The organism is Ureibacillus aquaedulcis, from assembly GCF_030418165.1.
Classification (GTDB): Bacteria; Bacillota; Bacilli; order Bacillales_A; family Planococcaceae; genus Ureibacillus; species Ureibacillus aquaedulcis.
The window spans coordinates 1-13,042 of the sequence record NZ_JAUHTQ010000023.1 but is presented as its reverse complement, the minus strand read 5'-3'; the positions used below and the strand labels follow the sequence as shown (position 1 = coordinate 13,042).

At 41.5% G+C, this 13,042-nt stretch carries 10 protein-coding genes; 1 reads left to right on the top strand and 9 read right to left on the bottom strand.

The features are described 5' to 3' along the window. Nucleotides 1-9: 9 nt before the first annotated feature. The 4 genes from QYB95_RS18285 to cotE form a co-directional block, all read right to left on the bottom strand. Nucleotides 10-1,647 carry a glycerol-3-phosphate dehydrogenase/oxidase gene (locus tag QYB95_RS18285; RefSeq protein ID WP_301139805.1) on the bottom strand — a complete coding sequence of 546 codons (1,638 nt, stop codon included), beginning with the start codon at nt 1,645-1,647 and terminating at the stop codon, nt 10-12. Between the two features lie 226 nt (nt 1,648-1,873). Further along, entirely contained in the window at nt 1,874-3,769 is a 1,896-nt protein-coding gene (gene mutL, locus QYB95_RS18280) for a DNA mismatch repair endonuclease MutL (RefSeq protein ID WP_301139804.1), read from the bottom strand. 568 nt (nt 3,770-4,337) lie between these two features. Continuing rightward, nucleotides 4,338-6,959: a DNA mismatch repair protein MutS gene (gene mutS, locus QYB95_RS18275; RefSeq protein ID WP_301139803.1), complete on the bottom strand. Its 2,622-nt coding sequence runs from the start codon at nt 6,957-6,959 to the stop codon at nt 4,338-4,340. Between the two features lie 295 nt (nt 6,960-7,254). Then, on the bottom strand, nt 7,255-7,893 hold the full coding sequence (cotE, locus tag QYB95_RS18270; RefSeq protein WP_301139802.1) for an outer spore coat protein CotE: 639 nt from the start codon (nt 7,891-7,893) through the stop codon (nt 7,255-7,257). A 355-nt stretch (nt 7,894-8,248) separates the two neighbouring features. Between cotE and QYB95_RS18265 the strand changes: the two genes are divergently transcribed. Then, nucleotides 8,249-8,833, top strand: coding sequence for a hypothetical protein (locus QYB95_RS18265; RefSeq protein ID WP_301139801.1), 585 nt, complete (start codon nt 8,249-8,251; stop codon nt 8,831-8,833). A gap of 50 nt (nt 8,834-8,883) precedes the next feature. Here QYB95_RS18265 and QYB95_RS18260 read toward each other — a convergent pair whose 3' ends face one another. The 5 genes from QYB95_RS18260 to QYB95_RS18240 form a co-directional block, all read right to left on the bottom strand. Further along, nucleotides 8,884-10,197: a M14 family zinc carboxypeptidase gene (locus QYB95_RS18260; RefSeq protein WP_301139800.1), complete on the bottom strand. Its 1,314-nt coding sequence runs from the start codon at nt 10,195-10,197 to the stop codon at nt 8,884-8,886. Nucleotides 10,198-10,280: 83 nt separating this feature from the next. Continuing rightward, nucleotides 10,281-11,318 carry a M14 family zinc carboxypeptidase gene (locus tag QYB95_RS18255; protein WP_301139799.1) on the bottom strand — a complete coding sequence of 346 codons (1,038 nt, stop codon included), beginning with the start codon at nt 11,316-11,318 and terminating at the stop codon, nt 10,281-10,283. Nucleotides 11,319-11,867: 549 nt separating this feature from the next. Next, nucleotides 11,868-12,092: a YolD-like family protein gene (locus QYB95_RS18250; RefSeq protein ID WP_301139798.1), complete on the bottom strand. Its 225-nt coding sequence runs from the start codon at nt 12,090-12,092 to the stop codon at nt 11,868-11,870. 12 nt (nt 12,093-12,104) lie between these two features. After that, nucleotides 12,105-12,446 (bottom strand): YhjD family protein, encoded by a 342-nt coding sequence (locus tag QYB95_RS18245; protein WP_486684540.1) that lies wholly within the window; start codon nt 12,444-12,446, stop codon nt 12,105-12,107. Continuing rightward, complete coding sequence (locus QYB95_RS18240; protein ID WP_301139796.1) at nt 12,443-12,664, bottom strand: transcriptional regulator; 222 nt, start codon at nt 12,662-12,664, stop codon at nt 12,443-12,445. The genes QYB95_RS18245 and QYB95_RS18240 overlap by 4 nt, the downstream gene beginning before the upstream one ends. Nucleotides 12,665-13,042: the final 378 nt, after the last annotated feature.

The following is a 13,042-nucleotide window of genomic DNA, read 5'->3' as shown; positions in this document are numbered from 1 at the left end:
GAATTCACCCTATTTCATTGGATTTTTTGCTTCATCAATAAATTGTTCCAATTGCATCCGGTAAAATACCCTTTCACTTTCAGAATACCCCAGAATATTGCTCATAACTTCTAAAATTGCTTCTTTATATTGCTCAACCAATGCGATATTGAAAAATAGGTAGCCCGTTCTTCGAATCAAGAAATCACATGGCGTCATGACCATTTCATAATAGATGGCATAAAGCAGTTCGGCATAGAGTGACATCGGGATCTCAAGATCACTGGAATTGACCGCTTTGACATACTGGAAAACCTCATCAACATTCGTTCCGTATCTTCGGACAAGTCGCTGTGTATTAGGATGACTTAGCCCTAAGTCGCTTCCTTCCTTCGATTTGTTTGCAACATAGTCTTCAAAATTCGATGAATTCAGCCCACGAGCACCCGACAGAGATAATTCTTTTGTTATACATTCCGTTGCATGCTTGAATTTTTTCAATTTGACGACCTTATCCACAATCGTTTCGGCCATTTGCCGATAGCCGGTTAATTTACCGCCTGCCACCGTAAGAAGTCCACTTGGGGCAACCCACAGCTCATCTTTCCGTGAAATCTCGGAAGGGTCCTTTCCTTCCTGGGAAATCAATGGCCGCACCCCTGCCCAGGTAGATTCAACATCATAAGATGTCACATTGGCATCCGGGAAGATAAAACGTGTCGCCTTTATTAAATAATCCACATCTTCTTTTGTAGCGATTGGTTGAATCGGATCATCGCTATAAAATGTATCCGTTGTGCCGATATAGGTTTTTCCTTCACGAGGTATGGCAAACACCATGCGTCCGTCTTCCGTATCGAAGTATACCGCTTGTTCCAATGGGAGTCTAGATTGGTCAATGACGATATGGACCCCTTTTGTATGGCGAATCGTTTTCTTGTTGTAGATTTTATCCTTTTTCCGGACTTCATCAACCCAAGGGCCCGTCGCATTGACAACTTGATGCGCATGGATAGTAATCATTTCGCCGGAAATCTCATCGCGCACGTTCGCTGCAACAATTTTTTTCTTTTTATAAACAAAATCCACTACCCGTGCATAGTTTAAACAAACCGCCTGGTATTCAACTGCCTTTTTCATGACCTCAATCGTAAGACGCGCATCATCTGTTTTGTACTCAACATAGTAGCCCGCCCCACGCAAGCCGTCTTTCTTTAATAAAGGGACTTTTGCAAGAGCTTCCTTCTTAGAAAGCATTCTGCGGCGCTCTTCTTTTTTCACCTGCGCCAATCGGTCATAAACCGTTAGTGCCGCTCGCGTCGTCATTTTCCCCAAGGTTCCCTCTTTATAAAGGGGCAGCAGCATCCACTCAGGCTGTGTCACATGAACCGCATTTTCATAGACGATTTCACGTTCCCGCCCCACTTCAGCGACAAGCCCAACCTCTAATTGCTTTAAATATCGCAGGCCTCCGTGCACAAGCTTCGTCGAGCGACTTGATGTACCCGCTGCAAAATCCTGCATCTCCACCAATGCCACAGAAAGCCCGCGGGAAGCAGCATCGAGCGCAATCCCCGCTCCCGTGATGCCCCCTCCGATCACCAGTACATCGAAAGTATAACTATTTAACGTATGAAGAATGTTCGGACGCTCCTTGAATGAAAACATATGAAACTCCCCTTTACAAAATATTTTGGGTGAAACTTAGGTTTGTTCTGAAGTGCGCTCTTTAATTAGGCTGAGGCGCACGGGAACTTTTGGTGAGAGCTCGTAACCTGGAAGTATGCACTCGTAAACTCTGGTAAAACACTCGTAACTCGCTTTGATTCGCTTGTATTTTCATAAGTATGTTTCTCAACCACGAAAACAATCTCTTATTACCAATAATCCCCACCTACATTACGCGTTTAAACATTTTTTCCACTTCATACGTAGAAAAATGAATCATTACCGGTCTGCCATGTGGGCATGTGAAAGGATTGTCGGCTTTGCGCAGGTCATCGAGCAAGACAACCATCTGCTCCTTTGTTAGATAATAATTGGCTTTGATTGATTTTTTACAGCTCATCATGATGGCTGCTTCTTCGCGGAGCTTTTTCACGTCGGCCCGGCGCGTTTTCAACACTTGCTCAATCAGCTCTTCAATCAGCTCCTGCTCAAAACCTTTTGGAAACCACGTTGGATGTTCGCGTACCACAAAAGATGATTGACCGAAGTCCTCCAAGAACACGCCAACCTCCTCCAAAGCATGAAGGTTTTCCTGTAGTACCAAAGCTTCATCGGCGGAATAGTGGAAGGTTAAAGGCAATAAGAGCGATTGTCGTTCATTTGGGTTCACATCTCCCACTTTTTCGCGGAAATATTCATATTTAATACGTTCTTGTGCCGCGTGCTGATCGATTAAATAAAAACCGTCTTCCATCTGCGCCACAATATACGTTCCATGAATTTGCCCAACAATTTCAAGTTGTGGGAAAGGCTCTTTTTTCTCGGCATTCTCCTCTTCGACAACGGGAGCTGCCACGTCATCCGGGATTTCCTCTGGTACCGGATTAACCCAATCAAGCTCCAACTCGGCAGGCGTCTCTTCCACTTTTTCAGCTACAGGTACTGGGTGCGAGGAAAGTACGCTATCCTCCCGACTTACAATCGGTTCCCTTACCACGGAATCCTCGGCTGACAATCTTTCAACAATCGCATTCATTTTATTTTCATCAAAGTTTGGTATATAGGGTTTCCAAATATTCATTTGCTCACTTGGAACCCGCACCGGCTTTTCCTTTTTTTCCGCTACCGGCACATGAATGGCGGAACGAATTGCTTGATTAATGGCATTCTGAATGAGTGGCAATAATTCCTGCTCTTTACTTAAACGAATTTGTAATTTTGCAGGATGCACATTGACATCAGTTAGATAAGGATCTCCCTCAATATATAGCACAGCAATTGGATAGCGCTCAATCGGCAGATACGTGTGATAGGCATCCACAATGGCTTTTTGCACCAAATAATGTTTTACCCAACGCCCATTCACAAAAATGGAAATATAATTTTTATTCGCCCGCGTTACCTCTGGCAAGCTGACAAACCCATGTACTTTATAGTCCTTCGATTCTGCACTGAATGGAATCATTTTTTTCGCATTTTGCATCCCATAAATCGCGGCAATCACTTGCTGAACATTCCCGCGGCCATTTGTCTGAAGGAGCGTTCCCCCATTATGTACAAGTTTAAAAGCAATCTCGGGATACGCCAGGGCAAGCCGGTTCATGTAATCAATCGAATGACCCAGTTCGGTCTGAATCGTTTTTAGATACTTTAACCGCGCCGGTGTATTATAAAACAACTGGGCAATCGTAATATCCGTTCCTCTTCGAAAAGCGGTTGGTTTTTTCGTAATGAGGTGCCCGCCATCCATCTGAATCTCCAGCCCATTGTGTTCCCCATCCGAAGTTTTCAAGGTCACCTTTGAGACAGAGGCAATCGAGGCCAATGCCTCCCCTCGAAAACCAAGCGTCCGAATCCGGAAAAGATCCGGCTCTTTTGAAATTTTGGATGTGGCATGGCGCGAGAAGGATTTCAGCGCATCCTCCTCATCCATCCCACTGCCATTATCTGTTACTTGAATGGAGGTTAACCCTGCTTCTTCGAGAAAAACTTCAATCGATGTACTTCCTGCATCAATGGCGTTTTCAACGAGCTCTTTCACAACAGACGACGGACGTTCCACTACTTCCCCTGCTGCAATTTTGTTAGATAACCATTCATCCATAATTTGAATTTTTCCCATGCTGAACAACCTCCTTTTTATTTTTTGTGATACGTTGTTTAGTTGTGTTGTGTTGTGTTGTGAGAATCTAGCCAGTTTGGTCAGTAATCTCGCCACTTTTTGTCGAAATCTCGCCACTTCTCGGGATAATCTAGCCACTTTTCCGGATAATTTAGCAGCTTCAAAAGTAGCAGCATCATCTATAGTAACTTTCTATCGATTTAATTAGTTTTTTGATGCTCTTTAAATCAATTATTAGCACTTGAAAATTTATCCGGCAGTTTTGGCGAGAATTAGCCAGCTTACCTGATAATCTAGCCAGTTTCGGTGATAATTTAGCCACTTCTCGCTATAATCTAGCCACTTTTTGTCGAAATCTAGCCACTTTCACCAATAATCTCGCCACTTCTAAATCTCATACTTTTTTTATTATAAATATCAATCAAACTAATTAATTTTTTGATAATCTTACAATCAATTTTCGGCACCTGGAATTTTATCCGCCGCATCTCGCGTTATATCCGGCCAACATTTGCAATATACCCGCCACTCCTACACTAAACAGCAAAACTACATTATTACTCCAACACTATTTCTTGCTCAACAAAGCTTGTTGCAATTCGTACAGTACGTTAATCGCTTGAATCGGGGGTGTGCCCATGATATTTATTTTTTCGAGGCGTTCGAGCACTTCTAACTCAACTTCCGACAATCCACTGCCAGACTCGGAATCAGCACCAAGAGGTACAACCGCTTCCTCTTCAAATAATGACATTTGAATCTCGTCATCTTCAGCAGGCTCACTCAAGACAGTCGCTGCAACACTCGCTACCCCTTGATCCTTCGATTCAAACTGTTCCAATAATACTCTCGCCCGCTCGATAATCTCTTCGGGCATTTCGGCCAGGCTTGCAACATGTACACCGTAGCTTTTATCAGCTGCCCCTTGGCGTACTTTGTGTAAAAACACAACTTTGCCATCTTTTTCAGTTGCGCTGACATGAACATTTTGCAGGCGCATAAGCTGTTCATCAAGAGCTGTTAATTCATGATAATGGGTGGAGAATAAAGTGTTGGCACCGATTTTATCGTGAATATATTCCATCATTGACTGGGCTAATGCCATACCGTCATAAGTAGACGTCCCACGACCGATTTCATCAAATAGTAATAAACTCTTTTCCGTCGCATTCGTTATGGCGTTCTGGGATTCCAGCATTTCGACCATAAACGTCGACTGGCCGGCTACCAAATCGTCCGCTGCCCCGATTCGAGTGAAAATCTGATCCGTGATCGGCAGTTCAGCTTCATCGGCTGGTACATAACAACCCATTTGCGCCAAAACGACGATGAGGGCAACCTGTCGCATGTAAGTACTTTTCCCGGACATGTTCGGCCCGGTAATCAGCATCATATTTTTATCATTCGGCAGGACGCAATCATTCGGGACATACATTTGCTTATTCAACATTTTTTCAACGACCGGATGGCGGCCGCCCACAATTTTCAATGCTCGCCCTTCATGGAAGGAAGGCCTTACAAATCGATATTTTTCTGAAACAACAGCAAAACTTATATATACATCAAGCTCACTGATCTCCGAAGCCAATGCTTGCACCCGCGGAATAAAGGCTTTTAACTGATCGCGCAATTCAACGAATAAATCATATTCCAATGCCAAGCTTTGTTCCTCCGCATTTAGAATGATCGCTTCTTTTTCCTTTAACTCTTCCGTAATATAACGTTCTGCATTGGCCAAGGTTTGTTTTCTTTCATAGCGCGACAAATCTGCGTTGGCAATGTTTGATTTTGTAATTTCAATGTAGTAGCCAAAAATGCGATTATAGCCGATTTTCAAGTTTTTGATGCCTGTGAGTTCACGTTCTTTTTGCTCTAGTTGGGCAATCCAGTCCTTCCCGTTTCGAGCGGCAAATCGCAATTCATCTAGTTTGTCGTTATAACCCCCTCGGATAACGTCTCCTTCTTTAATGGCAATTGGCGGGTTATCCGTGATGGCTTTTGATAAAAATGCTTCGATATCCGCACATTCATCGAGCTTTTCGCCTAAACCAACGAGCGTCGACTTTCCGGAATTCAGTAACTGTTCCTTAATGGAAGGTACTTGGCGCAATGATTCCCGAAGCTGTGCCAAGTCGCGCCCCCCCACATTTCCGAAGGCTACACGACCTGCCAACCGCTCTAGATCATAGACATTTTTCAATAAATCCTTGAGCTCATTACGAACAAAAAATTCATCCAGTAAGTCCGTCACGATGGCAAGGCGGTTTTCGATTGCCGAACGCGTTGCCAAGGGTTGATGCAGCCATTGTTTTAATTTACGGCCGCCCATGGCTGTCACGGTTTCGTCAAGCAACCATAGCAATGTACCCTTTTGGTCGCCGCCGCGTATTGATTCCAGCAGCTCCAAATTCCGTTTCGAGTTCGAATCAATTCGCAACAGTTGCTTCGTTTCGGTATATGTAAACTCTTGAATATGCGATAAACTGCGCATTTGTGTGCGTTCCACATATTGAAGCAGACTTCTGGCCACTCCCTTTAGTTCCGTTGGCAAGTTTGAAATATATTGAGCTGATTTTTCTTCTGAAACTTCCTCTTGTTCAAGAGACAGGACGATCCCCAAGTTACTTGCTTGTTCAGCCAGTAAAAGCTGGAGCTGCTCTGTTACCACAAGTTCGCGAATGGTAAAGGCCATTAATTGTTGAAGCAATGCCTTCGTTCCGCCTTCAACAATTGCTGTAGTGGCTTCGCCGGTCGATACGTCCAGATAAGCAAGGGCAAAAGTGTTATTCGATAATTCTTCAGCACAAGCTATGAAGTGATTGGATTTTCCGTCAATTGTTTTCCCTTCCATAATCGTGCCTGGTGTAATTAGCTGCACGACTTCACGTTTTACAACGCCTTTTGCCTGCTTTGGATCTTCCGTCTGCTCTGCAATGGCCACCTTATATCCTTTTGACACGAGTGTCTCGATATATCCTTTCGCCGAATGAAAAGGAACACCGCACATCGGGATACGCTCCTTTGTTCCTGCATCTCGCCCTGTTAAGGTAATTTCCAAAATTTGCGATGCATTAATGGCATCATCAAAGAACATTTCATAAAAATCCCCTAATCTATAAAAAAGAAATGCATCTTCATATTCTGATTTGATGGCTAAATATTGTTGCATCATTGGTGTATATGTTGTCATTTTTGTGGTACCTCTCTAAACTTAACTTTACTCTAGGAAGAAAAACACGATATGTAACAAAAATTGGTTGCCTTGTATGGGTGTTTTCCGAATTTCATGCATTCCTATTCAGTATAACAAAAATCAGGTGATAGACGTGCCTTTCACGCATCGATTTTTCAATGGAATCCAATGGAAATATAGAAAACAGGATTTCCGCAAACTTTAGCGAAAACCCCTGTTTGGCCGGAAACAAATAATAAAGAAGAGCGCCTTTTTATTCTACTCTTTACTGGTAGATGGCGCTCTCACTTTATTAACGAAATGATGACGAGTCTTCGATAAATTTAAAGCCGCTGCTTGCAGATGAAGAAGACGATGACGAAGATGAGGATGAGCTTGAACTAGAGCTTGAGCTAGACGATGAGGAGCTTGAGCTTGAGCTAGAGCTTGAGCTTGATGAAGATTCATCTTCTTCCTCTTCATACGTCCATTCTTCTTCGTAGTCTACTTCGTGAACAGAAACGACTACTTTCGTTTCGCCAACAATTTCTACTACAAATTCACGTTCGATGACTACATTGAAGCAGTCTCCTTTTTGATTGATTACCGCTTCGATACAGTTTGGTTGCTGCATTACACGTACATGGCAATCATTCGATTCGATTACATCTTGATCGCGGTAGTGCAGCTTGATGCGATCTTTGTAATTCACTGTTTCTGAGTGAACAGCTGTTTTTGTATTATTATTGTAGGCATACCATACGTTTACATCGAACTTTCCAGTGATTTCTACATATTTCCCTACTTTTTTTGCATTGTAGTGATGATTGATCACCCAACATCCCAAAATACTAGTTGGCGTAGAGGAAGGGCGAATTACTTCACTTCCTTCAACTCTCTTCTTACCTTTAGCGACAACCGCTTTTGTCACTATTTGACGCAAACGTTTCAACGCTTTTTCCTCCTTTAACATCTAGTCGAACTATACTATGCGGCATGTGCCTAATTGGTGAAATGTCACGGATTCGATTTTCGTAGATATTACAAATGTTTTCCATTCAACATAAAAGGGGGGCAAAGTGACATCGTGACACTTCTTCAATTTTTAGAACCTAATATAAATCAAGCCTCGCACCCCGGAAAAGAAAACAATAGCGTAAAAGTACTTTGGATTTTCGAATCATCTGCTGTTGACAATTTATAGTATTAAAGATGGGCGAATAGTGTGACTAAAAAATAAATAAATGGTATCGCCTTTCTATCCTTCAGTCATAATAAATGTATAAAAACGTGTTAGGAGTATTTTTATGATCAGGAAAAATCTTTTAGGTTTGACTCTTGTATTAATTGTTGGATTGGCAGCTTGCAATGGGGCCGACACCGCTGAAAATGATGAGAAAATAACGGAACCATCCCCTGCGGATGAAGTAACGGAAGCTCCTGCAGAAGACACAACAAACGAGGAAGCTGATGCCGAGAAAACTGCTAGTGAGGATGCACAAAGCGATGAAATAGACCCGGAAAATTGGGCTCGAAAAATACACGAGATTGCAGCAACTGAACAATCCCCATCGGACAAATTTTATGAACTTGAGGGAATCTTGCTGGAATATGAACCTTCCGAGGAAAAAGTGGAGCAATTTAAAACAGACATCGTGGAGGATTATAAATCAGGCACATATCTGGATGAACTGGACAATCATGAACGCATGTTGACAAATATCTTTAAATCCTATTTTGTCGAGAAAAATAACAACGGGGCCATCAAGGAATTTGCTTTCGACTATAATCAAAATTTGAAGTATGCATACCGTGGAGTCGACTCCCCCGATAGTGATGCAGTGAAATCGAACGAAGCACAAATGGACAAGGTACTGCCGGAAATTGAGTAAAAATAGAGAGGGTGACCCCAATTGGCTGGTCACCCTCCCACAAACCTTTGTTAATCCCTAGTAGTCGGATCACTAATCCGATTTGAAGACTCTGGAATTTCATCATAAACTGCTGTATCAACGTCATGGATGGAACCGTCAGCCAATCCTTTGAAGACGGCCATTAGTGGCTGAGTTACAGTTTCTTTCAGCATTCCTGCTTGCTTTTGGCCAAGTGTTTGGCTTTGGCCTTTAATTTCAATCAACATAATGGAAGCATCATTAAGCGCAAATGCACCTAAAGCTGTACCTGGCAAGTTTACATCAGGATATTTTTGAACTGCCCCAAAATGAGAGTTACCTTTTTGCAATGTCAGGGCTGATAGGGCATTCACCTGTTTCGCAAGTGTCAAAACATCCTCATCCACCTCATATTGTTCACCTGTGAATGGATCTGTGTAAGGATCTGCAACGGCAGCCGCAAATTGAACTGGTACCGAACGGTTATCTTCATCGGATACCGTATTAAAGCCGCGGTGGTGTACGTCTACATAGACATCCGGTTGGAAATCTTTAAACACGCTTGTAACTGTTCGCGCTTCTGCGGTAACATAAAAACCTCCGAAATTACTGTTATTAGTAGTTCTGTCATTCAGGAACGACGTCACTTCACTTAGGTCCTGGTTCTCTACTCTAAAATCAAGATTTGGATTGTAATCACGATTTTGATCATAGCCCGGAATACCGTATACTACTCGCCCATCGTTATTCTGTGCTCTTTCACTTCCGTCGCTATTGTAGTACCAAGGTGCCAATGTATCGGCAGGCAAGCCAATGTTTTCAGGAAGCCAAGTCTGATGCGTATAGCGAGTCGGATACCACTTGCCTTCATATAGATTATCGGCACCCTCAGGGTTGATGCGCGGCATGATCCAGATGGACACTTCCTCTAAAATCTCTTCAACTTCTTTCCCATTAGAAGAAAGCTTTTGGATCACATCGATTGCAGCCTCTGCACCAATCTGCTCATTTCCATGAATCTGCGCTGTGATGAGGATTCGCTTTTTATTCGGATCATTATCCCCAAACTTCGCAACATAAATTGGCTCCCCTTTTTCCGATTCAGTTTTATAGCCATCCGGCGATTGGTTGGAGTATCCAGCGATTTCAAGCTTCATCTTTCCATTTGAAGATGCTTCAAGATTTTGGAGCTTCTTAGCCAAGTCGGCGTTGGACATATAGCTGGATAACGAAATATTTTGGTTGTCTTCAATATAAGGTCCATTTGGATTTGATTGCGGAGCCGCGGATGCTGCTGCAGTAACGCCTAAAGTTAACGCCAGGGTAGCTGGTAGAACAATTTTTGAAAACTTCATTTTCATCATAATCCCTCCGAATTTCGTTTATTTAGAAATGCGAAATAAAAATCAAGAGACTTCCCCGAAATTTATTCCGCTAACATGCATTTTTACTCTTCAGATTGACGTGTTGTTTGAGTTGCCAATGTATCCCAGAAGCTTGTATCAACTGTTTCAATCGAACCATCAGCAATTGCACGAACCGCCGCATCCAATGTTGTAACTGTTTGTTTAATTAAATAACCGTTACTTTTTTGTCCAATTACCGCTCCATCATACTCATGGTCGGACATTCCGCGCATTTCGAATAAAAGTGTGGAAATATCGTATTGAACCGCAGCACCGTTACGGCCAATATTTTCCCCGCTTCCGCCATTATATTTTGCAAGATGACCCCAACCTGTAGAATCCACCGCATTGAATACAACCGCACCAAGCTTTTTAGATTTCTCCAGCACTTCCGGTTTTACATTTTCATTTGTCGGGTAGAGCATAGAACCAGAAACTAATTTTCCATCTCGCTCGGATTGTGTACCTTGGTGATGCAGATCTATCATATAGTCAATATCATATTTTTGCAGAACATTTTGATGCAAGGCTTGTGTTTCAGGCTGTTTTTTATCAACATGGTCACGGTTTAGGTCCGTTCCAACTGCATTGTAGCGCGTCAGATGGCGTCCCCCATCCGCTACATAATCTTCAAGAGAGAAATCAACATCTCCCATAGCGCCATCTGCATTCAGCATCGGTACAACCAGGATATTCACATTTTCAAGAACTCCATTTGTTTTATTTGTGCCTAGATGCTTGATGAATTCTAGTGCACCTTCAGTTGTTAATTGTTCATTTCCATGCTGCTGTGTTAAGAAAAGTATGGTTGGATTATCCGGGTTGGTGATATATTTGGCCAAATAGATATCCCGGTTTTTAACCGTTTGTCCAATAACCTCAAGCTGCATCGCTTCTTGTTTAGCATCCTGCTGCTTCAGATAATCAACCATTCCCTCGTAAGTATAGAGATTGGAAGTTTGAATCGATTCATTACCACCGTAGCTCGGCCCATTGCCCACCGCTAGTGATGCGGCTGGTGCAACCACGCCAAGTGCCAGGATTCCTGTTACAGATAATGCGATAATCTTCTTCTTCATTTGACCCCTCCATTTATTCGGAATATTAAAACAATTCACACTATAAGAATATCTATCAAGCTCCCGAATGTATATAGAGTCAAACTCTCATTTATTCGCCTTTAGATTAGTCAAAACATCATAGTTTTTCGAGTTCCTAAATAGATAAAATTATATAATAAGAGGTGTTGGGAATGAAATTCGAGGGAGGAAAAAAAACACCCCTCTAGTTATGCAGAGGGTTGAGTAAAGGTTAAATTAAGAACAGCTTCCTGGCTGGCTGTGATTATACTTCTATACAGTTATATGTATTTATATTGTGCAATAAATTACTTAGTTATTAAGAGTACTTTTAACGATTCTTATATAGAACTTGTCTAGATTAAGTTAGTTTTATTCAAAATGGGCACCTTATGGACACTTTTTGATTAAGAAAGCCACTCAAAAAAATGTGTGGCATTTTTTAATCGATAAAATTAATTTTTATGATATGCCGCAGGTCCAAATTTGCATTGTATATATCTGCTGCTCTAAATTTAACCGCCTGCTCACCGACCAGCAAATCAACTACTAGTCCCTCATGTACTTCTGCCGTTTATTGCTCCAGTAATATATACGCACTGTAGATTTAGCCTGATAAGCAATGTTTAGATCATCAGCTATTGAACTCAAACTAACTTCATCATAGTCAGGTTCTGGGACGTCAAAATCACTTTCATACCAATCACGCAAGTCACTTACATGTTCAGTCAGCATCATGGCCGTCCATTTTTTATTACCACGATCTTTTAACATTCGATATTCTCCCTATTCTGTTAAACCTAGCAAGCGTTTAATTTCCTCCTCACAATGATTTCTGAGTGCGATGTTTGAATATCTCTTTTCTGAAACAATTCCTTTCTCTACTACGGTATATATTGTAAAATCCCCATCCTTTTTGCTTGATTGGATTCTTACACCATTCTTACCTAGTTCAGCTTTAGAATTTTTTACATAAGTGTGCAGCTCAATTATTTTTGCATCAAACCACATTTCGAAGACCCTTTTCATCTTAAAATCTCCGATGTATTTACGATCATGTTCCAGGGTGCGAATTGTTAAGTCTAAAATAATTTGTTTATGTATTAGCTCGAAATTTCCAAAGTTCAAATTACCTCACGCTCTTTTCGGATTACTGGTGATAATGCGAGAACATTTTCGATAATAAAAGTACGTTTAGCATGCTTCATAAAGCAATAAGCACTAAATGAATCTTCTGCCATTTTTGTAACTTTAATACGCCTTTTTGTAATTTCGCCCGTTCTTGAAATGTACATCATATCGGCCAACTGATTACGCTGTAGTATTTTTAAAAGCTGTTCTTTCATTTTATCCACCCTCCGAATCCGAACTTATGTTCTTATTATATGCAAACGATTATAGAACATTAGTTCCCTTTTTGGCAATAAGAAAAACCAGGTAATAACTACCTGGTCTATCCTCTTTTACTTAAGGGTTTATGTTTAAGTATTGATGTAGGAGCTTATTCAACAATCGCGCCCGATTGTTGAATAAAATATATAATTGATATTGAAAAATAATACTATATGAGGGAAAATTATTATGGTATTAATTTCACATACATAAGGAGCCATTAGATGAAATATCTCATTAAAATCTCAATTCTATCAATAGTACTTTTGATACCCATTATAATTGGTACTCAACATGTCAAAGCAGCAACACCAATTAGTGTAAAGATTAAC